At 68.3% G+C, this 22,900-nt stretch carries 20 protein-coding genes and 1 tRNA gene; 11 read left to right on the top strand and 10 right to left on the bottom strand.

Annotated features, from left to right (window positions below):
• Positions 1–19 precede the first annotated feature (19 nt).
• The 6 genes from cdd to ACSG06_RS08530 form a co-directional block, all read right to left on the bottom strand.
• Complete coding sequence (gene cdd, locus ACSG06_RS08555) at positions 20–418, bottom strand: cytidine deaminase (RefSeq protein WP_440989844.1); 399 nt, start codon at positions 416–418, stop codon at positions 20–22.
• A gap of 93 nt (positions 419–511) precedes the next feature.
• Positions 512–1,651, bottom strand: coding sequence for an ABC transporter permease (locus ACSG06_RS08550; RefSeq protein ID WP_440989843.1), 1,140 nt, complete (start codon positions 1,649–1,651; stop codon positions 512–514).
• Complete coding sequence (locus ACSG06_RS08545; RefSeq protein WP_440989842.1) at positions 1,629–2,924, bottom strand: ABC transporter permease; 1,296 nt, start codon at positions 2,922–2,924, stop codon at positions 1,629–1,631. The genes ACSG06_RS08550 and ACSG06_RS08545 overlap by 23 nt, the downstream gene beginning before the upstream one ends.
• Complete coding sequence (locus tag ACSG06_RS08540) at positions 2,921–4,477, bottom strand: ABC transporter ATP-binding protein (protein ID WP_440989841.1); 1,557 nt, start codon at positions 4,475–4,477, stop codon at positions 2,921–2,923. The genes ACSG06_RS08545 and ACSG06_RS08540 overlap by 4 nt, the downstream gene beginning before the upstream one ends.
• A 37-nt stretch (positions 4,478–4,514) precedes the next feature.
• Complete coding sequence (locus ACSG06_RS08535; protein ID WP_440989840.1) at positions 4,515–5,669, bottom strand: BMP family lipoprotein; 1,155 nt, start codon at positions 5,667–5,669, stop codon at positions 4,515–4,517.
• A gap of 145 nt (positions 5,670–5,814) precedes the next feature.
• Positions 5,815–7,194, bottom strand: coding sequence for a phosphopentomutase/phosphoglucosamine mutase (locus tag ACSG06_RS08530; RefSeq protein ID WP_440989839.1), 1,380 nt, complete (start codon positions 7,192–7,194; stop codon positions 5,815–5,817).
• Positions 7,195–7,325: 131 nt separating this feature from the next.
• On the opposite strand from ACSG06_RS08530, the gene ACSG06_RS08525 reads away from it, so the two are divergent.
• Positions 7,326–7,961 carry an RAD55 family ATPase gene (locus tag ACSG06_RS08525; protein ID WP_440989838.1) on the top strand — a complete coding sequence of 212 codons (636 nt, stop codon included), beginning with the start codon at positions 7,326–7,328 and terminating at the stop codon, positions 7,959–7,961.
• On the opposite strand, the gene ACSG06_RS08520 is transcribed toward ACSG06_RS08525, so the two are convergent.
• Positions 7,958–8,428 carry a DUF5793 family protein gene (locus ACSG06_RS08520; protein WP_440989837.1) on the bottom strand — a complete coding sequence of 157 codons (471 nt, stop codon included), beginning with the start codon at positions 8,426–8,428 and terminating at the stop codon, positions 7,958–7,960. The genes ACSG06_RS08525 and ACSG06_RS08520 overlap by 4 nt on opposite strands.
• A 170-nt stretch (positions 8,429–8,598) precedes the next feature.
• Between ACSG06_RS08520 and ACSG06_RS08515 the strand changes: the two genes are divergently transcribed.
• The 5 genes from ACSG06_RS08515 to ACSG06_RS08495 all read left to right on the top strand — a co-directional run bounded on the left by ACSG06_RS08515 (position 8,599) and on the right by ACSG06_RS08495 (position 14,162).
• Positions 8,599–9,132 (top strand): DUF7549 family protein, encoded by a 534-nt coding sequence (locus ACSG06_RS08515; protein ID WP_440989836.1) that lies wholly within the window; start codon positions 8,599–8,601, stop codon positions 9,130–9,132.
• 127 nt (positions 9,133–9,259) lie between these two features.
• The gene (locus ACSG06_RS08510) at positions 9,260–10,957 is read left to right on the top strand and encodes a type II/IV secretion system ATPase subunit (protein ID WP_440989835.1); all 1,698 of its coding nucleotides are present in this window, start codon (positions 9,260–9,262) and stop codon (positions 10,955–10,957) included.
• A 1-nt stretch (position 10,958) separates the two neighbouring features.
• Positions 10,959–13,124 carry a type II secretion system F family protein gene (locus ACSG06_RS08505; RefSeq protein WP_440989834.1) on the top strand — a complete coding sequence of 722 codons (2,166 nt, stop codon included), beginning with the start codon at positions 10,959–10,961 and terminating at the stop codon, positions 13,122–13,124.
• Positions 13,125–13,166: 42 nt separating this feature from the next.
• Positions 13,167–13,880: a class I SAM-dependent methyltransferase gene (locus tag ACSG06_RS08500; RefSeq protein WP_440989833.1), complete on the top strand. Its 714-nt coding sequence runs from the start codon at positions 13,167–13,169 to the stop codon at positions 13,878–13,880.
• Positions 13,881–14,091: 211 nt separating this feature from the next.
• A tRNA-Gly gene (locus ACSG06_RS08495) sits at positions 14,092–14,162 on the top strand.
• 335 nt (positions 14,163–14,497) lie between these two features.
• On the opposite strand, the gene ACSG06_RS08490 is transcribed toward ACSG06_RS08495, so the two are convergent.
• From ACSG06_RS08490 to ACSG06_RS08480, 3 genes are all read right to left on the bottom strand, one after another.
• Positions 14,498–15,358: a hypothetical protein gene (locus ACSG06_RS08490; protein WP_440989832.1), complete on the bottom strand. Its 861-nt coding sequence runs from the start codon at positions 15,356–15,358 to the stop codon at positions 14,498–14,500.
• 54 nt (positions 15,359–15,412) lie between these two features.
• Complete coding sequence (locus ACSG06_RS08485) at positions 15,413–16,468, bottom strand: nucleoside recognition protein (protein ID WP_440989831.1); 1,056 nt, start codon at positions 16,466–16,468, stop codon at positions 15,413–15,415.
• 63 nt (positions 16,469–16,531) lie between these two features.
• Positions 16,532–18,646, bottom strand: a complete 2,115-nt coding sequence (locus ACSG06_RS08480; RefSeq protein ID WP_440989830.1) for a bifunctional metallophosphatase/5'-nucleotidase — start codon at positions 18,644–18,646, stop codon at positions 16,532–16,534.
• Between the two features lie 158 nt (positions 18,647–18,804).
• Between ACSG06_RS08480 and ACSG06_RS08475 the strand changes: the two genes are divergently transcribed.
• The 5 genes from ACSG06_RS08475 (at position 18,805) to ACSG06_RS08455 (ending at position 22,898) form a co-directional block, all read left to right on the top strand.
• Positions 18,805–19,425: a GNAT family N-acetyltransferase gene (locus ACSG06_RS08475; RefSeq protein WP_440989829.1), complete on the top strand. Its 621-nt coding sequence runs from the start codon at positions 18,805–18,807 to the stop codon at positions 19,423–19,425.
• A 25-nt stretch (positions 19,426–19,450) separates the two neighbouring features.
• Entirely contained in the window at positions 19,451–20,431 is a 981-nt protein-coding gene (gene fen, locus ACSG06_RS08470; protein ID WP_440989828.1) for a flap endonuclease-1, read from the top strand.
• 69 nt (positions 20,432–20,500) lie between these two features.
• The gene (locus ACSG06_RS08465) at positions 20,501–20,746 is read left to right on the top strand and encodes a BolA family protein (RefSeq protein ID WP_440989827.1); all 246 of its coding nucleotides are present in this window, start codon (positions 20,501–20,503) and stop codon (positions 20,744–20,746) included.
• A 59-nt stretch (positions 20,747–20,805) separates the two neighbouring features.
• Positions 20,806–21,288 (top strand): PH domain-containing protein, encoded by a 483-nt coding sequence (locus ACSG06_RS08460; protein WP_440989826.1) that lies wholly within the window; start codon positions 20,806–20,808, stop codon positions 21,286–21,288.
• Entirely contained in the window at positions 21,285–22,898 is a 1,614-nt protein-coding gene (locus ACSG06_RS08455) for a PH domain-containing protein (protein WP_440989825.1), read from the top strand. Before ACSG06_RS08460 ends, ACSG06_RS08455 begins: the two co-directional genes overlap by 4 nt.
• Positions 22,899–22,900: the final 2 nt, after the last annotated feature.

The following is a 22,900-nucleotide window of genomic DNA, read 5'->3' as shown; positions in this document are numbered from 1 at the left end:
TGCGAGTAGAAATGTCTGTTCACTCCCGGCCCAGCGTCTCGGCGGAGATGGCGTCCGGGAGCAGGGTGCCCAGCGAGTACGACCGGTTCGTGTCGCCCTCGTCGCAGACCACGACCAGCTCGTCGTCCGCGAACTCCGAGAGCGTCTGGCGGCACATCCCGCACGGGGTGACGCCGTCCTGCGCGCCCGAGGAGACGGCCACGCGCTCGAACTCGCGATGCCCGTCGGAGACGGCCTTTCCGACGGCGACCTCCTCGGCGTGGAGGCTGTTCGAGTAGTTCGCGTTCTCGATGTTGCAACCGGTGTAGACGGTACCGTCGGCGGTCACGAGTGCGGCACCGACGGTGTACTCCGAGTAGGGAGCGTAGGCGTTCTCGCGTGCCGTGCGGGCTCGTTCGACGAGGTCTGCGTCGTCCATGGCCACCGATACCCGTGCCAGGGTGAAGTAGCCCCCGGCTTTTCGAGGGCAGTTTCGGGAGAAGGCGGTGGTTCGGACCGCCAGAAGCGGGGGTCAGTCCTCGCCGGACTCGTAGTGTTCGCCTGCTGCCTCGGGCAGTCGGGTCCGACCGACCAGCACGAGGACGATGACGACCACGATGTACGGCAGCATCAGGAACACCTCCGTCGGGGCGATGCCCTGGAGCCGGATCTGCAGCGCCTGCAGCCCCGAGAACAGGTACGACGCGGCGAACGCGCCGAACGGGTTGTAGTTGCCGAACAGGTACGCCGCGATGGCGATGAACCCGCGACCGTCGACCATCGTCCCGCCGGCGCCGTTGAAGAACCCGCCGCTGCCGAGCGAGAGCGCGGTGCCACCGATACCGGCGAAGAACCCGGAGATGAGGACGGCGGCGTAGCGCACGCGGTTGACGTTCACGCCGACGGTGTCGAGCGCCTTCGGGTTCTCACCGCTCGCGCGGACCCAGTACCCGAAGCTGGTCCGGTTGAGGCCGTACCAGGCGATGGGTACCGAGGCGAGCATGATGAACACCATCGGGTTGGCGTCGAACAGGATGGGGCCGACGAACGGGATGTCCGACAGCACCGGCACCGTCCAGTCCCCGAGGCGGACGATCTGGTCCGTCGACGGCTGCCCGTAGACGACCTTCGAGGCGAACGGGGCGAGCCCGAGCGCGACGAGCCAGACGGCCAGCCCGGCGATGATCTGATCGCCCTCGTAGCGGATGCAGATGACGCCGAACAGGAACGCGAGCAACATGCTGGAGAGCACGCCACCGGCGATGCCGAGCCAGACGTTCGGGATGAGCAGCTGCAGCCCGGGGTCGATGGTGTACGTGCTGCCGCCGAGACTGAACGTGATGATGGGCGGGAAGCCGGTCGAACCGGCACCGCCGAGCAGGTCGGCGACGAGGACCGCCGTGAACGCCGAGATGATGAGCAGGCCCTCCAGACCGATGTTGATGACGCCGCTCTTCTCGGCGTACAGACCACCGAGAGCGGTCAGCGCGATGGGTACCGCGAGCCGGAGCGACGACTCGATGGTGCTCTGTCCGATGGCGGTGTAGAACACCTCGCCGGCCGTCGAGTTCGGCAAGACGATGCCGATGAGCGAGACGAGCCCGAGCAGCCCGAGCGTGGCGATCGTCGCCAGCCGGCGGATTTCGTTCCTATCCATCGTCCTCACCTCCATCGGTCGCGACCGCTCCACCGCTCTCGTCGCCGATACCCATGCTCCGACCGATGAGACGGAAGAACTCGGGCATCGCGACGAACAGGATGATGAGGCCAGAGAGGATGGAGACCAGCTCCGGCGGCACGTCGGTCTGGAAGTTCAGCGCGTTCCCACCGCTCTTGAGGATGCCGAACAGTACGGAGCCGAAGATGACGCCCAGCGGGTTGTTGCCGGCGAGCACCGAGACGGTGATGCCGTCGAAGCCCAGACTCGGCACCTCGCCGCCGGTCAGGAACCGACCGTTGGCGAGGAGCACCCAGAGCGCGCCGGCGATGCCGCCGAGCGCGCCCGAGATGGTCATGCTGCGGACGATGGTCCGTTCCGCGTTCACCCCGGCGTAGGTCGCCGCCTCGGATTGGAGCCCGCTCGTCCGGACGTCGAAGCCGAACGAGGTGCCCCAGAGCACGAAGTAGACGACGAACGCGAGTACCAGCGCGAGCACCAGCGCGAGGATGGAGAAACGGGTCCCCTGGAACCCGAACGGGATGCTCGGGACCAGCGAGTTGCCCGGCACCATCCGGGTCTGCGTGCCCCCGGCCGACTGTGGGTCCTGGAAGAACTCGCTGACGAGCAACGTCGTGCCGAAGCTCGCCACGAAGTTCAGCATGATGGTCGTGATGACCTCGTTCGCGTCGGCGTAGGCCTTCAGCGCCCCCGGTATCGCACCCCAGATGCCGCCGGCGACCGCGCCGGAGACGAGCGCGAGGGGGAGCAGGATGACCGTTCCCGCCAGCCCGGCGGGTGCGAAGTCGGCGACGAAGAGGACGGTGACCGCGGAGACGAGCGCGCCCCAGATCATCTGTCCCTGCGTGCCGATGTTGAACAGGCCCGCGCGGAACGCCACCGCGACGGAGAGCCCGGTGAACAGCAGCAGCGTCGCCCGCTGGAGGAACACCTCCATCGAGAAGTTCGTCGGCTGCCAGCCGCTCTCCCACGGGAGGCCGCCGATGGCCCCGACGAAGAGCTTCGCGTAGACGTTGATCGGATCGTAGCAGGACTTGAAGCCGAACATCGAGAGGCGGCCGTCGAACAGCAGGATCTCGAAGCTGCCCGGCAGCGGGATGGCGAGGTGGTAGTTCGCACCGGTCTCGCAGGCCGCACCGAGACCGGAGACGAACACGATGACGCCCCCGACGAGGATAGAGAGCGCGAGCGCGGCGACACTGATGACCGCGCGCTCGGCACCGGAGGCACCGACGAGCCGTTCGAGCACGTCGCGGAGTCGGCTCATGGCCTCCCCCCGGGTGCCCGCTTGCTCTCGATGCCGTCGGGACGCTCACCGGCCATCAGCAGCCCGACCTCCTCCTCGGTCGTCGCTTCGGGGTCGACGATGTCGACGAGTTCGCCCTCGTACATCACCCCGAGGCGGTCAGAGAGCTGTCGCACCTCGTCGAGCTTCGAGGAGATGAGCAACACCGCGCGGTCGCGCTGTCGCAGGTCGAGCAGCTCCTCGTGGATGAACTCCGTCGAACCGATGTCGACGCCACGGGTCGGGTGCGTGGCGACGACGACCGACGGGTCTCGTTCGAACTCGCGGCCGACGATGAACTTCTGCTGGTTCCCACCGGATAGCGAGTGTGCGTCTGCGTCGGCGTTCGGGGGTCGGACGTCGTACGTCTCGATGATGTCCTCGGCGTGCCCCCTGACGGTGTCCCAGTTGATGCGGCCGTTCTTCGAGTACGGCTCTGCGTGCTGGCTCCCGAGCAGGCCGTTCTCGACGAGGTCGAAGTCCATCACGAGCCCGCGTTCGTGGCGGTCCTCCGGGATGTACGCCATCCCGTCGTCGATACGCTGCCGTCGGGAGTGGTCTGTGATGTCCTCGCCCTCGACCACGATGCGACCGGACGAGGGCGACTCGAGGCCCGTGATCGCCTCGACGAGCTCTGACTGTCCGTTGCCGTCGACGCCGGCGATGCCGAACACCTCGCCGGCCCGGACCTCGAACGAGACGTCCTTCACACGGTCGATGTCGTCGCTGTCGGTGACTGTGACGTCGTCGACGGCGAGGGTCGTCTCGCCGGAGGTGTGCTCGGGAACGTCGACCTCGAGCAGCACCTCACGTCCGACCATCATCTCGGCGAGCTCGTTCTGGTTCGTCTCGTCCGTGGAGACGGTGGCGATGCTCTTGCCGTCGCGGAGGACGGTGATGTCGTCCGCGGAGTGCATCGCCTCACCGAGTTTGTGGGTGATGAAGATGACCGTCTTCCCCTGTGCGGTCAGTTCTTCGAGCACGTCGTAGAGGTCCTCGACCTCCTGGGGTGTGAGCACGGCGGTCGGCTCGTCGAGGATGAGCACGTCCGCACCGCGGTAGAGTGCCTTCAGAATCTCGACGCGCTGCTGGACGCCGACGCTGACGTCCTCGACGGTCTCGGTCGGGTCGACCTCGAAGCCGTAGCGTTCGCTCAGGTCGCGGACCTCCTGGATGGCCCGCTCCTCGTCGACGGTGAGCCCGAAGTACTTCCGGGGCTCCTGGCCGAGGACGATGTTCGCCCAGATTTCCATGGGGTCGACCAGCATGAAGTGCTGGTGGATCATGCCGATGCCCGCGTCGATGGCGTCGCGTGGCGACTGGAAGTCGCGGCGCTCGCCCGCGACGTAGATGTCGCCCTCTTCGGGCTGAAGCAGCCCGTAGAGCACGTTCATCAGTGTGGTCTTCCCGGCCCCGTTCTCCCCGAGCAGTGCATGCACCGACCCCTTCTCGACCGTCAGGTCGACCTGGTCGTTCGCGACGACACCGGGGAAACGCTTCGTGATACCTGCCAGTCTGACTGCTGTGTTACTCATTGCTATCCGATGGAACGTGGTTCATCTGGGACCGGGCTCAGGGCTCGGTCGGGACGGTGATCTCGCCGTCGATGATGGCCTGACGGGAGGCGTCGACCTGGTCCTTGACGTCCTGCGGGATCGCGTCACCGAGCGCCTCGCCGTAGACGCAGGCCACGCCGTCGGACTCGAGTCCCAGCGTCGTCACGCTGCCGCCGGCGAACTCGCCGTTGACCTCGGACTCGATCGCGGTGTACACCGCGGTGTCGACACGCTTGACCATGCTCGCGAGGATCCAGTCGGCGAAGTCGGGTTCGCTGCGGGACTGGTCGGCGTCGACGCCGATGGCGAACTTGCCACGCTCCTGGGCGGCCTGGAACACGCCGAGGCCGGACGCACCGGCTGCGTGGTAGACGATGTCCGCGCCGGAGTCGTACATCGAGAGTGCGGCCTCGCGGGCCGTCGCGGCGTCGTTGAACGAGCCCACGTAGGAGGACTGGACGTCGACGTCGCTGTTCGCGTACTCGACACCGGCCTCGTAGCCGGCCTGGAACTTCCGGATGAGCGGGACGTCGAGACCGCCGACGAAGCCGACGTTCGTCGAGTCGCCGGTGGTCGAGCCCTCGCCGGCCTCGAACGACTGGGAGGTCAGGAGTCCAGCCAGGTGGCCGACCTGGAACGAGCCCTCGTGCTCGCGGAAGACGTAGCTCGCGACGTTGCCCGAGTCCACGACGGAGTCGACGATCTGGAAGTGCTGGTCGGAGTAGCGGTCCGCGTTCTCGGTGAGCGCGTCCGTCTGGGCGAAGCCGATACAGGAGATGAGGTCGTAGTCACCTGACTCGGCGAAGTTGCGCTGTGCCGGAGAGAAGTCCGAGTTCTGCTCGGGCTGGGCCTCGTCGAAGGAGATGCCGAGTTCCTCCTCGGCCTGCAGGGCCCCCTGCTGGGCCATGTCGTTGAACGACTTGTCGCCGAGGCCGCCGGTCGCGTACACCATCCCGACGCTCACGTCGGCGCCGGCGTCGCTTCCGTCCTCGGTCTGGGTCTCGGTGCCGTCGCCGGACTCCGTCTCCGTGGAGTCGCTCTCCTCGGTCGGGGTCGCCGTGTCGGTCCCGTCCCCACCGTTGTCTGTGCTGCTGATACACCCTGCGAGCGCGATGGTACCGGTGAGCCCGGCACCCTTGATGAAACGCCGCCTGCCACTGTTCGAGCGCATGGAGACAGCCTTTGCAACCACACGAAAAAACTCTTTGGAATGCGAGACGCCCTGTAACGGGCCTCTCCGGAGAGAATCTGCCGATTATATAAATTGTGTAGCACTCCGCCCGGAATAGAATGCGGGCCTCCCGTACCGCCCGCGGTCAGCGCTCGTCGGCGACGGCGGTCTCCACGACGTCGGTGGCCTCGTCGACCAGTGTGTCAACGTCGTCGCTCTCGGCGTAGACCCGGACGTACGGCTCCGTACCGCTCGGTCGGACCAGCACCCAGGAGCCGTCCGGGAGGTCGATGCGGACGCCGTAGTCCGTGTCCACGTCGCCGTCTGGGAACGCCTCGGGCAGCGTGGTTTCGAGTCGCTCCATGGCGCCGGCCTTCGCGGCGTCGGGACAGTCGACGCTCACCTTCCGGTAGGGCCGCTCTGTGATCGGTTCCCGGAGTGCCGCCAGCCCGCCGGCGTCCGCGACGAGCGCCGAGACGACGGCGGCGCTCGTGACCCCGTCGATCCAGCCGCCGAAGGCCGTGTGGATGTGCTTCCACGGCTCGGCGGCGAACACGACCGCGGTCTCCTCGTCGCCTGCGTCGCGCTCGCGGGCGATGCCCTCGTGCAGCGCGCCCAGGCGGACACGCTCGACGCGACCGCCGGCCGCCTCGACCTGCTCGTCGATGCGAGCCGAGGCGTTCGGCGTCGTCACGACCACCGGGTCACCCGCGTCGCTGCGGCGGGTGTAGAGGCCGGCGAGCATCGCCAGCACCGTGTCCTCGTGGACGACCTCGCCGTCGCCGGTCGCGACGACGATCCGGTCGGCGTCGCCGTCGTGTGCGATACCGAGGTCGAACGAACCGTCGGCGAGCAGCGACAGGAACTCGGTCAGCGTCTCCGGCGTCGGCTTCGACGGGCGTCCCGGGAAGCGACCGTCGACGTTGGCGTTGACCGCGACGACCTCGGCCCCGAGCGCACCGAGCACCTGTGGCGTCGCTACGCTGCCCATGCCGTTGCCACAGTCGACCGCGATGCGCAGGTCGGCGAGCGGTTCGTCGACGGCGTCACCGTCCCGTCCCAGCCCGCGGGCGTACTCGGCCACCGCGTCGCGGTAGTCCGCCAGCACGGCCGCCGTGTGCCCGTCGCCCCACTCGTCCCACGGGACGGTGTCGTTCTCGCCCTCGACACGGCCCTCGATACGCTCCTCGACGTCGCGGGCGTACTCGACGCCGTCGTCGAACAGCTTGATGCCGTTGTCCTCGGGCGGGTTGTGGCTGGCCGTCAGCATCACGCCGCGGCGCCCCCGAGAGGCGAACGCGAGCGCGGGCGTCGGCAGCTGACCGACCCGGACGACGGACGCGCCCGAACTCTCCAACCCGGCCTCCATCGCGGCAGCCAGCGCGGGGCCGGTGTCCCGCCCGTCACGGCCGACGACGAACCGGTCGCCATCGCGGCCCGCCGCCCGGCCGACCGCCATCGCAAGCTCCGGTGTGACGCGCTCAGCGACCGGTCCTCGTATCCCTGCCGTCCCGAACAGTGTCATACCGGGGGGTTGCCCCGAGGCACACTTAATTTGTGGCATACGCACGTCCGACGGCGGGCCCGGGGTTTAAGCGACGGCATCCCGTACGCTGTCGTCATGTCCGCGACCCGGTTGCGTGGTGGGGTGAGCACGTGTACGACGTGAGCGACCACCTGCCGGTCGGCGAGCTGCGACCCGGGACGAACCTCCTGCTGACCGGTCCACAGGGCGTCGGAAAGTACGACCTCCTCTGTGACCTGCTCGCGACGGGGGTCGACCGGGGACAGCACGCCGTGGTCGTCTCGACGAACAAGAGTGCGCCGGGCGTCCGTGCCGACGTCTCGGGCAGGACCGCCACGGACACCCCCAACCTCGCAGTGGTCGACTGCGTCTCGCAGCGACGCGACGAGCCAACACCGCCGGACCCGAACGTCCAGTACGTCGCCTCGCCGTCGGACTTCAGCAGTATGGGGATGGCCGCCTCCGAGTTCCTCGAACGGGCCGGCGAGGGCGATGGGGCGACCCGGCTCGGGCTGCACTCCCTCTCGAAGCTGCTCCTGGAGGCCGACGTGAAGACGGTGTTCCGGTTCACGCACATCCTCACCGGCCGCCTCAGCGGCGTGGAGGGTCTCGGAGTCGCGACGCTCGACGACAACCACGACCAGCAGACGATGAACACGCTCAGGCAGCTGTTCGACGGCGTCGTCGAGACCAGACAGGGGCTCGACTCGCGGGAGTGTCGCGTCGCCGGGGTCGCGGGGACCCCGACCGAGTGGACCGGGTTCTAGAGCTCGACGCCGCTCGGGATGAGACTCTGGTTCCGCAGGAGGTTCCCGTCGGCGTTGTAGACGAGGAAGGTGCTCTTGTCGTAGCTGACGAACTCGTCGCCGTCCAGCAGGATGTGGACGCCGTACTCCCCCTCGTCGCCCGCGTGCTCGCCGTACCGTCGCGCCGCCCGGATGAACCGCAACACGTTGGCGGCCGACTCGTTGAGCTCGAGCACGAAGTCACCGGTGACCCGGTTCGTGACGCTGACGACCCCCTGTGCGTCGTCGTCGTCGACCGCCGTCTGGAGCCGGAACGCCACGTCCGTCTCGGCGGCGTCGAGCGGCTCGTCGTCCGGTCCGGTGAGGCGCTCTCTCAGTGTCGCGACCGGCCCCTCGAACGAGATAGTCACTGTCGGCTTCTCGGGGCTGCCGTCCTCGTCGACCCAGTCGACGTTGCTGACCTGCAAAGTGAAGTAGTCACGCCTCATTCCACGTCCCTATCTTCGGTCTCACGGGGTATGAACGTAACGCCCGGGGCAGGCCGGTGACTGCCGTGCACTGCACCGGTTTCGGCCGGCGATAGCTGTCTCTCCGTCGAGAGGATTCGGCGGCGTCGAGCACCGACAGCTTTTACGTCCGGCGGTGTGGCTTCGTGGGTATGGTGTGGATCAACTCGGAGTACGTCGAGGAGTTCGCCGTGCTCACGACGTGGCTGTCGGTCCTGCTGCCGTGGTCGGTCGTCCGTGCCTCCAGCGCCGAGGGCGCGGAACTCGTCGTCCTCCGGTTCCCCTTCTTCGGCATCCAGTACGTGTTCGGGACGGGGCTCGTCGACGGGACCACCATCAGGACGCCCTGGGAGTACTACACGCTCAACGCCGGGCAGTTCCCCGCACAGGCGGCGGCCTATCTCGTGTGGACGCTCGCGGCCGTCCTGCTGCTCGTCGCGGTCGTCGTGAGCATCCTGATGTACTTCGAGTCGGACGTGGTCGAGAAGCTGCCGGGACGCGGCGTCTACGTCATCGGTGCGTCGATGCTCGCCCTCGGTATCGCGTTCACCGCCGCGGCGGTCCAGCTGCACGCCAACCAGCCCGCGGATATCCTGGGCTGGGGGGTCTACGTCCCCATCGGACTGCTCGGAGTCGTCTTCTTCTACGCCTTCGGCATCCTCGACCTGTTCGCCGACCGGGCCTGAGTCCGCGGCCGGCCCGCTCTCGTTCGATATTTTGGCCACCTCATTTAAGTCTCGGTACCCCCAATCGATTTTCAGACCGACCGTTCCGCCCGTCGAACGGTCACGCCACCCGGGGAGGCGACCGCACATGACAGATCCAGGCCACCAGGCACCGAACACCATCTCGAGCGACGAGAGCGACGGCACCGTCACACCCGGTGCGGTCACCTCCGGCAGAGGCGACTCGCTCGTCGACCGCATCAAGCACACCCTCCAGATGCTGCGCGGGACGACCATCTCGCGCGAGCCGTACTACCCGAACGACCACGGCGAGCTCGTCACCTTCGACGGACTCGACGGCTGGGAGGAGATCGACCGGTACTGGGTGAACGCACCGTACGCCTTCGTCAGCATCAACCACGACCCGGAGGCCAACGAGTACCGCTACCACGTCGTCGAGCCCGAGCTCGACGAGTACGAGCTCGCACTGCTCGAGACGCTGTTCGAGGACGTCCGCGACCCACTCGTCTACAGGCGGGATGTGGCGGATGACGACCCCGACGAGGTGCTCGACGACGCGCTGCTCGACCACCTCGAACGGTACGGGGCCGACGTCGACATGGCCACCTACCACAAGCTGTTCTACTACCTCTGGCGGGCGTTCCGCGGCTACGGCAAGCTCGACCCCGTCATGCACGACCCGCACGTCGAGGACATCTCCTGTGACGGCTACGACCTGCCGCTGTTCGTCTACCACGACGAGTACACGGACATCGAGACGAACGTCCGCTTCCCGCAGGAGGAACTCGACAACTTCGTCGTCCGGCTGGCCCAGCACTCGGGTCGGCACATCTCTATCGGCGATCCGATGGTCGAGACGACGCTCCCGGATGGCTCCCGTGCCGAGCTGGCGCTTGGCGAGGAGGTCACTCCGCGGGGGTCGGCGTTCACCATCCGAAAGTACGCCGAGGAGCCGTTCACGCCCATCGACCTGCTGGAGTACGGCACGTTCAACGTGGACCAGATGGCGTACCTCTGGCTCGCCATCGAGAGCAACAAGTCGCTCATCTTCGCCGGCGGGACGGCCTCGGGGAAGACGACGAGCATGAACGCCATCTCCATGTTCATCCCGCCGCGCTCGAAGGTGCTGACCATCGAGGACACCCGCGAACTGACGCTGTACCACGACAACTGGCTCTCCTCGGTCACGCGGGAGCGCCTGCACGAGGGGACCGACGTGACGATGTACGACCTCCTCAGGAGCGCGCTCCGCCACCGTCCCGAGTACATCATCGTCGGCGAGGTGCGCGGCGAGGAGGCAATCACGCTGTTCCAGGCGATGAACACCGGGCACACGACGTACTCGACGATGCACGCCGACTCCGTCCGCACCGTCATCAACCGGCTGGAGAACGAGCCCATCAACGTCCCCCGGTCGATGGTCCAAAGCCTCGACATCCTCTGTGTCCAGACGCTCACCAGGTTCGACAACGAGCGCGTGCGACGGAACAAGACCGTCGCGGAGATCGAGGGTATCGACCAGCGGACGGGCGAGCTGGACTACTCCACGGCGTTCACCTGGAACGCAGACGACGACACGTTCGGCTCCTCCGGCTCGCAGGTACTCGACGAGATCCGCGACGAACGGGCCTGGAGCCAGCAGGAACTCCTGCAGGAGCTGCGGAACCGCCGGCGGTTCCTCGAGTACCTCCGCGACCAGGGCATCGACGACTACCGGCGGTTCACGGCACTGATAAACGAGTACTACGCCGACTCCGAGGCCGCACTGGCCCGCATCGAGACGGTCGATCAGGACCGCGAGATGGCCGAGGCCGAGACGGACTGATATGTCCTGGGCGACCTGGATACCGCTGGTGCTTGCGGTGTTCATCGTGCTGCCGGTGCTCGCCGCCCCCGTGAGTGTCCACGCGGACCGCGTCGTCTCCCGGTTCGCCCTCCTCATCTTCGGAACGTACGCGAGCAGCAAGGGACGGAACAAGGCCATCCGGAAGAAGCAGCTCCGTGCGGCGCACATGCCGACGACGTACCGGACCTACTCGGCGAAGACGATGCTGTACAGCGCGGTGTTCGCCGTCGCCGGGACCATCATGGGGATGTACGTCATCTGGCTCGGGCTGGCCCTGCTCTCCATCGACGCCGAGACCATCCGGCAGACGGCGCCACCCGAGCTGCACTTCCTCACCGACTTCGTCGGGCTCCCGTCGCTGTCGGTGCTCGAGCTCTTCGGGCTGATGCTCGTGACGAGCCTGACCCTCGGCGTCGCCTTCGCAGGATTCACGTACTGGCTGCGCTGGTGGTACCCCCAGTACGTCGCCGACGAACGCGAGCGCCGCATCGAGGCGTCGCTACCGCGTACCATCGCGTTCATCTACGCCCTGTCGCGCTCGGGCATGGAGTTCCCGAAGGTGCTGCGCATCCTCGCGGAGAACGACGGCATCTACGGCGAGTCCGCCAACGAGGTCCGGGTCGCGGTCCGGAACATGGACATGTTCGGCCAGGACATGATCACGGCCATCCAGACGATGGCCCGGCGGTCGCCGAGCTCGCAGTTCAAGGAGTTCTCCGAGAACCTCGCGAGCGTGCTCCAGTCCGGGCGCTCGCTCTCGTCGTTCCTCGAACAGCAGTACCGGGACTTCCAGGAGGAGGCCGAGTCACAGCAGGAGAAGCTGCTGGACCTGCTCGCGACGCTCGCCGAGGCGTACGTCACCGTCCTCGTCGCCGGGCCGCTGTTCCTCATCACCATCCTCGTCGTCATCGGCATCGCGGTCGGCAACACGCTCGAACCGCTGCGCGTGTTCGTCTACGTCATCCTCCCGGCGTCGAACCTGGCCTTCCTCATCTACCTGCTCTCCGTGACCGACACGCTGTCTGCCGGACGCGGCTACGAGGACGTCGATGCCCCGGTCGACGGCCTCGCGGGAGTCCGCCTCGCCGACGGAGCACGGAACACGGGTGCCCAGACCGACGGCGGCTACGAGCAGGCCACGGGCACCGAACCCTCGGGCGCCGACCGTGCCGTGGCGAACCGGAACCGGCTCGAGGCCTACCGGCGGTTCCGCTGGCTCCGGTCGAAGCTCGGCAACCCGGTGCGGACGGTCATCGAACGCCCGGTGACGGTGCTCTGGGTGACGGTCCCCCTCGCGCTGTCGATCGTCGCGCTCCGGCTCCCGGCGAGTCTCACGGCGAGCGGACTCGACATCCGCTCGTTCGACGACGTGCTCATCCAGACGCTCCTGTTCGTCGTCGGGACGTTCGCCATCGCCTTCGAGGTCCACCGGCGACGGGCCGAGGCCATCGAGTCCGCGGTGCCGGACCTGCTCGACCGGCTCGCCAGCGTCAACGAGGCCGGGATGACCGTCGTCGAGTCCATCGAACGGGTCCGCCGGAGCGAGCTCGGCGCGCTCGACATGGAGCTCGAACGCGTCTGGGCGGACATCCGCTGGGGTGCGGACGTCGAGACCGCACTCCGACGGTTCGAGTCGCGCCTGCGGACCTCCATCATCTCGCGAGTCGTCACGCTGACGACGCAGGCGATGAACGCCAGCGGCGACCTCGCGAGCGTGCTGCGCATCGCTGCGGGACAGGCGAAGGCGGACCGCCGGCTCAAGCGCGCCCGCAGACAGGAGATGCTCACCTACATGGCGGTCGTCTACATCGCCTTCTTCGTCTTCCTGTTCATCATCGTCGTGCTCTCGACGGTGCTCATCCCGAACCTCCCGGACAGCGGCACCAGCACCGTCATCAACGGCACCGGCGCGGGACAGTCCGGTGCCTCCGGCGTCCCCGCGGTCGGCGGCGTGGGTGGCACCGGCGGCATCGACAAGGCGGAGTACACGCTGGTCTTCTTCCACACCACCGTCATCCAGGGGCTGCTCTCCGGGTTCGTCGCTGGCCAGCTCTCCTCCGGGGACGTCCGCACCGGCGCGAAGCACGCCGCCATCCTCGTCGCACTGGCGTACGCCTGCTTCATCGTCCTCATCCCGGGCCCGTGAGCGAACGGAACCGCTAACGGGCTGCGGGACGACCTTCCCGCTATGGACCGGTCGCCGAGCACGACGCGGGCGACGTACGACCGCATCGCGGACCACTTCGCCGAGACCCGGGAGTACGCCTGGCCCGAGGTCGAGTCCTTCCTCGCCGACCGCGCTGGGGGTCTGGGGCTGGACCTCGGCTGTGGCAACGGCCGCCACGCGGAGCTCCTCGCGGACCGCTGTGAGCGCGTCGTCGGCGCCGACCTCTCCGCGGGCCTGCTCGCGACCGCTCGGGTCCGTGCCCGGGAGCGCGGGTTCGCCGTCGATCTCGTGCAGGCCGACGCCGCCGCACTCCCGCTCGCGACCGACAGCGTCGACCTCGCGGTGTACGTCGCGACGTTGCACCACCTCCCCACCCGCGACGCCCGCCGTCGGAGCCTCGACGAGCTCGCCCGCGTGCTCTCGCCCAGGGGGACTGCGCTCGTCTCGGTGTGGAGCACCGCGCACGACCGATTCGACAGCGAGAATCCGGCGCGAAGCGGCGGCTCCTCGGAGCGGTCGAGCGGTGAGCAGCGCGACCAGGAAGAGTCCGAGGAAGGGTTCGACACGACTGTCGACTGGACACTGCCCGGCGGCGAGGTCGTCCCGCGGTTCTACCACATCTACGGTCCCGCGGAGTTCGACGCCGACCTCGCCGCCAGCGACCTCGCGGTCGAATCCTCGCGCGTCTCCTCTGGGAACTGCTACGCGGTCGTCACCGAACAGAAAAGACCTTAAGTCGTCGCGTGGAATGTAGCGATGCGCACACCCGTTGGTGTGGGATTCGCGTGCCCCTGTGGGCCCTCGCGCACGGCTCGCTCGGGCGTCATCGGTGATGGTTCTCATCACCGCTTTCGAACGACTCCGTACCACCGCGGTTCGCGGTCCGGTGCGGCGTCGGCTTCCGAAGGAGTCTTATTGTGCCCCGCGACAATCACGAAGTGAGCAAGCGCCGGTGGTCTAGTGGTAGGACCTGAGCCTTCCAAGCTCATGGCCCGGGTTCAAATCCCGGCCGGCGCATTTCTCGAACGAAGTGAGAGAATTCGCCGAGAGGGATTTGAATCAGGGAGGACACGCGCAGCGGAGCGAGCATGTCCGACCGTGGTTCAAATCCCGGCCGGCGCATTCTCTCGAACACGTGAACGAGGAGCGGTAGCGACGAGTGAACCGTGAGAGAGACTGAAACTCCGAGGGATTTTGAACCAGGGAGCGGAACGGAGTGGAGCGACCGTGGTTCAAATCCCGTCCGGCCCACTCCCGTCGGTCCTGCGCCACCCGACGTCCCGTTCGCGGTGCTCACGGGACTCCCGGCCGGCGCATGTCTGCAACACACCTGAGTACGGAGCGGGAGTGTTTCAGAGCCGCGTCGTCCCACGCTCGGGCACGTACTCGGCGAGGATGTCCACGACGCGGTCGGGCTGTTCGAAGTGAACCCGGTCGAAGCGGAACGCCTGCAGCGGGAACCAGGTGTGGACGACGAGCTCGCGGTCGGTCAGCTCGTAGCCGCGGACGTACCACCAGGCGAGTGGGATCCGGAAGCCGGAGGCGCCGTTCTGGACCACGACACCGTCGTCGTAGACCGTGAACCGTTTCTCGCGGTCGGGTGAGAGGAACAGCCCGACGGACGCACCGAGGACGCTGCCGATGATGGTCGGGGCGATGTCCCCGAGGAGCGCCCAGAGGCGGGTGGATTCGAGCCAGCCCGCCCAGTGTGGGACGACGAGGAACGAGACGAACGGGGCCGAGATGACCGTCACGGCGGCGAGGACGGCGACGATACGCAGCCGTCTGATCGTCCGCGGATGTGGACCACCGTACCAGCTGACGCGGGCCGTTCGGCCGCCGAACGTCGCCTCGACGTGGCGGTCGCGGACGAAGATGAACGCGAAGAGACCGGCGCCCGCGCTGAAGATGAGGGGGAACAGGAGTGACTCGACCGCCGTCGCCCCGTCGCGCGAATTCAGGGCCAGCAGGACGAGGATGCCACCGATGTGGGCGGTGAGCGAGACCGAGAGGACGTGGTATCTGAGGACAGGGGTAGCGAGGGCTGGCCGGCGGGCGAAGACACTGCCGACGAACAGACACGTCAGGATGCCGGCAGCCTGGACCGTCGGTTCGGACAGGCCGGTGTCGAGCACCAGTGCGGTGCCGAAGGCGACGAGGAGTCCGACGTACGAGCCGACTGAGAGGCCGAGTTTGTAGTCGAGGGAGGGCACACGCGGAAGTTTCAGCTTCGAGATAAAAACATTGTTGTCCGCGGTCCCGAGCGCTCAGGGGACCAGCAGCACGGCGAGCGCCGCGGCGATGAACACCACCTTCAGGACGGTGTTGACGACGACGACCTTCGTCCCGAACTCCGGGCCCCAGATGCCGAACTGGAACGGGATGGACCGCTTGAACGTCGAGAAGGCGAAGGAGACGATGCCGCCGACGAGCATCGTGGCGACGGCGGTCTCGGGCGTGAACGGGTCGCCGAGCATCGGTGCGACGAACGCCGCGCCGCTGGTGGTGTCGATGGCGAAGACGGCGACGACGGCCGCGGCCTCGCCGGGTAGGCCGAGCAGGCCGGTCACGGGCTCGGCGACGACGGTGAACGCGGAGATGTCGACGCTGGCGGTGAGCACGGCGACGAACGTGTAGACGAGGACGAGCCGCGGGGCGATATCGCGGAGCTTGTCGCGGGTGCTCGCCAGCGCGTCGACGACGGTCTCGCGACGGGTTCGCGGTTCCTCCTCGGTATGGTCGTCGCCGAATCCAGAGCCACCGTCACTCGCGACGCCGTCCGGAAGCTCCTCCGACGCGTCGTCCGCCGGCGAGAGCAGTACCGCGCCAGCGACGATGCCCGTGAGGGTGATGGCGAGCGAGATGGCCGCACGGGACCCGACGTACAGCAGGCCGACGCGGAGGCCGAGGATGGGGATGAGCACGGGCACGTAGAACGTGAAGATGTGCTGGACGAAGCCGAAGAACGTGTTGATGGTGACGGCGACGAGCGTCGCGCGGTCGCCGAGGATACCCTCCTCGCGGAACTCGGCGAGCATGCCGTAGCCGGCGGTCGGCGAGGCGGCCGTCGAGAGGATGGCGGTCCCGACCTCGTCCGGGAGGTTCGCGGGCGCGGTCAGCGGGCGTGAGAGGACCGCGACGTACTCGACCAGGCCGAACTCGACGGCGAGGTTCGCGAGGGTGAGCCCGATGCCGATGAAGACGAGGATGTACAGCACCCGGCGCAGCACCGAGACCAGCAGGTCGAGCGGGACGCTCTCGATAGCGGTCTGCAGCGTCACGAGCGCGCTCGGGAGCGTCACGGCTGCCCGTTGGCGTGGCATCGAAAAATGTGCGTCGGAAGCGGTCCGTTGCTGCGTGCCGCTGCCTGTCGTCGAAGTCGGCCGTTACCGGCGTCGGAGCGCGACGAGGGCGGCGGCGACGAGCGCGACCAGTGCGACGCCGGGCCCGAAGCCGGGGGAGCCGCCGTCGTCACCCTCCTCGGTCGTTGCGGGTGCGTCGGTCGTCGTTCCAGCGGCCGTCGTGCCTGCCGCGGTGGTCGGTGCGGCAGTCGGCGTGGCCGTCGCGGTCGGGGTCGCCGTCTCGGGCGACTCCATCGTCACGTCGAGGTCGCCGGCCATCCGGAGACTGTCGAAGTAGACCGTCTCGACGCTGCTGCTGTTGTAGCTGCCGTACACCTGCAGCTCCACGTCCTCGCTCGCGAGCTGACGGAGCTCGTAGTCCGAGAAGTTGACCGTGACCGTCTCCTCGCCGACCCTGACGGTCTGTGCCTCGACCATCGTCGAGGCGTTCGCGGTCGCGTAGAAGTGCCGCAGGTCGGTCGCGTTCGCCGGGAGCGCGAACTCCGCGGTCACCGTGCCCTCGCCATCGAGGGTGACGGGAGCCTCCCCGGAGAGGTGATTCACGCGTCGGATGCGGTCCGCGTCGGTCGGCTCGACGGGGCTGTGGGCCTGGATGTACGAGAGCGTGACCGTGCCGTAGAGGTCCTGCGTCTCGCTGACCCGGGTCGCGTTCTCCAGCACCGAGCCCTCCCAGCCGGCCATGTAGGAGTTCACGGTGACGGTGTAGGTCTCGTCGTCCTGCAGCGGCTCGCCGCCGACCCAGACGTCCTGGATGCGCTGGTCGGCGGGCACGTCCTCGTGGGGGACGTACTCGTAGGTGATGCCGGAGACCTGGAGCTGCGGTTCGGCACCGTACTGCTGGCCGGTCTCGCTCTCCATCGTGACGACCTGGCTCTCGAGTAGCTGTGTGACCTCGTCGCCGGTCAGCTCGACGGTGACGAGGGTGTTCCCGAACGGGAGCACGTTGTACACGTCGCCGACGGTGACCTCGCCCGGTCCGTACACCGAGTTCGAGCGGATACCGCCGGCGTTCGTGATGGCGATCTCGGATCCTTCCTTCCAGCGGAACGCGTCGGTGATGAGGTTGCCGAGCGCGGTCTCGTCGTGGTAGTTCGACGCGAATCGGGCGTCGAGTTCGGTCCGCGTCTCGCCGACGACGCGGGAGAGCGCCTCGCCGCGAGTCTCGGTGATGATGCGATCCGCGGTCTCGTTCTTCGTCGTGTTCTCGGTGACCGAGAGGAGCCGGCCGTTCCAGCTCGTGACCTCGCCGTCGGCGACGGTGAGGTTCACCTCGCCGACGTGCTCGGCGCGGGCCTCGGCCTCGACGATGACGGTGCCGTCGGTCTCGGCGGGCGGGTACTCGACCTCGTCGTCGCCGACGACGACGGCGTCGATGCCGCTGGTCCGGTTGGCCAGGTCCTGCGCGGTCGGGATGCCGAAGTGCCCGGCGACGACGACGACGTCGACGTTCTCCTCCTCCCGGAGCTGGGTCGCGTACTCCTGTCCGACCTCGGCGTAGTCGCGGAGCTCGTAGCCCTGCTCGTCGAAGTCGACGGCGGTCTTGCCGAGGATCTGCTCGTCGGCGAGGCCGATGACGCCGACGCGCACGCCGTCGCGCTCGACGACGGTGTACGGCTCGGTGCCGGGGATGGGCTCGCCAGAGTCCGCCTGGACGATGTTCGCCATGACCCACGGGAACTCCGAGGCGTTCGAGTAGTTCGCGACCGGCCCGAAGCCGTAGTCGAGGTCGTGATTGCCGACGACCTCCACGTCGGGCTGGAGGACGTTGAGCACCTCGACGGGCAGCCGCCACTGGCTCACCGGCGCCAGCGAATGCGGGCTGACCTGGTCGCCACCGCCGACGACGACGGTTGGGTTGTCGTGCGCCGCGCGACGTTCGTTGATGAGGTGGATCATCCGCGGGACGGTCGTGTTCTGTGCCATCGCGGTCTGGACGTCGTTGTACGTCAGGAGCGTGACGGTCGTCGAGTTGTCCGACTCGTTGTCGGTCGGTATCGCCTGCCCCTGTGTCGCGGGAGCCGTGGTTCCCGACACCGCCGCGGCGGTGTCGTGGCCTGTCGGCGCGCCCGCACCCGACGCCACCGGGACCCCGGCGGCGACGACGGCGAACGCGAGTACGATCGCTAGGTATCGTCGCATACACCGAAGCCAACACGTGCATCGGCTGATAAAACCTGCCAAAGACCATCACCATCGAGTACGGTTCTCACAGTTTCACGACGTTGAACGTGATAGAGCGGCACCGACGAGACGGGATGGTCGAAAGAGCGTTGTGTCGTCCACCCGTCGCAGCCACCGTGAGCGACCTCGAACTCGCACTGCTCGGCTGGCCCGAGGACCGGCCCACGCTCCGGCTCGACTACCGGCGGTTCAGCTACGCAGGGAAGTTCGTCATGTCATCGACCGGGAAGGCCGTGGCGCACGACCCGACGGCCGAGACGGGCGACGACGACGAGTTCGACGACCACGTCGTCGCCGCCGTCGCGTTCAACGAGGACCGCACCGACCCGGACACGCTCTGGCTCCGGTACGTCACCGTCCGCGAGGACCACCGCGGCGAGGGGCTCGGCCCCGGACTCGTCCGGTTCACGAACGGCCGGGCCCGTGAGCGCGGCTACGACCGCGTCCGCATCGCGGTCAACAACCCCTACTCCTACGAGGCGCTGTACCGGGCGGGCTTCGGCTTCACCGGCGAGGAGACCGGCATCGCCGAACTCGTGCTCGAACGACCCGGCGACCGGTCACCGGCGCGCTATCGGGACGGGCTCGACGTCTTCGCCGCACGGGAGGATCTCTCCGACGACGAGCGCTCGTTCGTCGCCGAGAAGCGCGAGCGCGGCCCGCCGTCGATGCCCGGCGGGGGCGAGAGTGCCGGTGGACGGCCACCCGATGGGGCGGACCGGGACCGCCAGGATTGAAGCCACCCGGGCCGTAGGACGGCCAATGGGTAACGCAGACCTCCGGGACCTCGCGCACATCGAGACGGTCCCGTTCGACGAACTCGACCCGGGCGTCGTCGCGGTCGACGCCCACAACTGGCTCTACCGATACCTCACGACGACCGTCCGGTGGACGAGCGACAGCAAGTACACGACCGCGGACGGCACCGAGGTCGCGAACCTCGTCGGCATCGTCCAGGGGCTCCCGAAGTTCCTCGAACACGACCTCAACCCGGTGATGGTGTTCGACGGCGGCCCGTCCGAGCTGAAGGCCGACGAGATCCAGGAGCGACGCGAGCAGCGCGAGAGGTACGAATCGCAGCTCGAGGACGCCCGTGACGCGGGCGACGCCGTCGAGGTTGCCCGACTGGAGTCCGCCACCCAGCGGCTCACGCCGGTCATCCAGGAGACGAGCCGCGAGCTGCTCGAACTCCTCGACGTCCCGGTCGTCGAGGCGCCGGCGGAGGGCGAGGCACAGTGCGCCCACATCGCCAAGCGCGGCGACGCGGCGTACGTCGGCACCGAGGACTACGACGCGCTGCTGTTCGGTGCACCCGTCACACTCCGCCAGCTCACCAGCAAGGGCGACCCCGAGCGCATGACTCTCGAGGAGACGCTCGCCGAGCTCGACGTCTCGCTCGAACAGCTCGTCGACGTCGCCATCCTCTGTGGCACCGACTTCAACGAGGGCGTCCACGGCTACGGCCCGAAGACAGCCCTGAAGAAGGTCCGGGAGCACGGCGACCTCTGGGGCGTCTTCGAGCACGAGGACGTCTACGTCGAGAACGCCGACCTCGTCCGCGAGCTGTTCCGGAACCCGAACGTCACCGACGAGTACACGTTCGACACCGACCTCGACCCCGACATCGAGGCCGCCCGCACCTACGTCGTCGACGAGTGGGAGGTCGACGAGAGCGAGGTCGACCGCGGCTTCGAGCGCATCGAGGACGCGCTCACCCAGACCGGGCTCGACCGCTGGACCTGACCGCGGGTCGCCCGACGGGGGGCGCCCGGAAGCTGTCCCTTTTTCTCCCTCGAACCCGCATCGAAACGCATGAACCCCGACGAGGTCGCCGAACTCATCGAGGCCGGCATCGAGGACTGCGAAGCCACCGTCGAACGCGCCCGCGGCGAGCACGACGACGACCACCTGCGCGCGACGGTCGTCTCGCCCGCGTTCGACGGCCTGCCGCTGGTCCAGCAGCACGAGCTCGTCTACGACGCCCTCGGCGAGCACATGACGACGGAAATCCACGCCCTGGAGCTCAAGACGTACACCCCCGAGGAAGTCGAGGACTGAACCGCGCGGCCCGCCGTCGACCCCGCCGCTATTTGTGTGCCCGGGCCGAGCCCCCGGCTATGGAAGCCCTTCACGCGAGAGTCCGGATCAGGTGGGTGGTGCGCGCCGTCATCGTGGCCGTGCTGCTGGCCGTCGTCGTCACTGTTCCAGCCGTGTTCTTCGAGGACCGGCTCGCCGAGCTCGGCGTCTCGACGTTCCTGCCCGGACTCGCCGTCGGCCTCCTCGGACTGCTGCTCGGGACGGCCCACGCCATCCTGCTGTACCGCGACTGGCGCTTCGAGCTGCAGGACGACGCGCTCTACCTCGAACGCGGCGTGCTCACGCGCGTCGAGACGGCGGTGCCGTACGTCCGCGTCCAGCACGTCGACACGCAACGCTCGCCGGTCGACCGCACCCTCGGACTCTCCACGGTCGTCGTCTACACCGCCGGGTCGCGCGGCGCGGACGTGACCGTCCCCGGGCTGCCGCCCGAGCGAGCGAGGCGGCTGCGGAACGAGCTCCGCGAGCTCGCGGTCGAGAGCGAGCCGGAGGACGCCGTATGAGGCGGCTGCACCCGGTCACCGCCGTCGTCCGCGCGCTGCGGTACGGGATCAACGGACTCTCCATCCCCTTCTTCTTCCTGCTCGTCGGCTCCACAGCCGCACGGGCGCTGCTCGGGATGGACTTCGGCGGCAGCATCATCGAGCTGCTGTTCGTGGTCGCGCCACTGTTCGGACTGCTCGGGGCCGGCTACGGGGTCGCCTCCTACCTCCGGTTCGAGTACGAGCTGACCGCGGACACGTTCGACTTCGCCGCCGGCGTCGTCGGGCGGACCGAGCGCGAGATACCGCTCCGACGCATCCAGAACGTCGACATCTCCCAGAGCCTCTGGCATCGCCTGCTCGGCGTCGCCGTCGTCCGCATCGAGACCGCCGGCGGTGGCGGCACCGAGGCGGAGCTCTCCGTGGTCTCGCTCGCCGAGGCGAACCGGCTCCAGCGGGAGATCCGCGAGCGGCGGGACAGCTCCGCGCGCGCCACCGAGGCCGACCCCTCCGCGACCGTCCCCGGCGACGAGGCCACCGCCGAGGGCGTCCCTGCCGAACCGACGACGACGGAGCGCGAGGCGGGAACAGGGACCGCCGACGGGCTGGAGCCGCTCTTTGCCATCACGCCCATCGAGCTGGTCGTGCTCTCCATCACGCGGTTCCGGCCGGGGGCCATCGTGCTGGTCATCATCGGCATCCCCGTCCTGCCCGAGCTGGCCGCCGAGCTCCTGCTGGCCACCGCGGACCCGTTCGGCGGCCCCGAGACGCTCGACCTCTGGGAGGCGACCCCGGACCAGCTGCTCGTGCTCCTGCTCGTCTCCCTCCCGCTGGTGCTCTTCGGCTCCTACCTCGTCAGCGGTGCGCTGTCGACGCTCGGCTACTACGGCTTCACGCTCGCCCGGAGCGGCACCGACCTCGTCTACGAGCGCGGGCTGGTCCAGCGGTACTCCGGCTCCATCCCGACCGACAAGATCCAGACCGTGACTCTCCGCGAGTCGCTGGCGATGCGGCTGCTCGGCTACGCCGCCCTCGACGTCGAGACGGCGGGCTACGCCGGCCAGCGCGCCGAGCAGGGGAGCCAGTCCGCCATCCCGGTCGCCGAGCGGCAGCGCGTCGTTCGGCTCGCACGCGAACTCGGGGAGTTCTCCGACCCCGAGTTCGACCGGCCGCCGAAGCGTGCACGGCGGCGCTACGGCGTCCGGTACGGGCTGCTCGTCGGCGGCCTGCTCGCCGTCGCGTACGCGGTCTCGACCGTGGTTGTCGGGTTCACGCTCTGGTACCTGCCCGCCGCGCTGTTCATCCTGGTGCCCCCCGCTGCACACCTGAAGTGGGCGAGTCGGGGCTACCACGTCGGGGAGGAGTCCGTCGTCGTCCGCACCGGCTTCTGGCGACGGCGCACCCAGGTCGTCCCCTACTTCCGGCTCCAGACCGTGGTCAGCGAGGCCACCGTGTTCCAGCGCCGGCTCGCGCTCGCGTCGCTCGTCGTCGACACCGCGAGTTCGAGCACGCTCGTCAGGGCGACGCCGACTGCGTTCGACATCGACGCCGCGACGGCGCGGTCGCTCCAGCGGACGCTCCGGGACCGGCTCCATCTGGAACTGCACGGGCGAAAACGAAGGGAGAACTGACC

Source organism: Haloarchaeobius baliensis (assembly GCF_052060055.1).
In the GTDB taxonomy this organism is placed as follows: domain Archaea; phylum Halobacteriota; class Halobacteria; order Halobacteriales; family Natrialbaceae; genus Haloarchaeobius; species Haloarchaeobius baliensis.
This window is presented reverse-complemented; position numbering and strand designations above follow the sequence as displayed.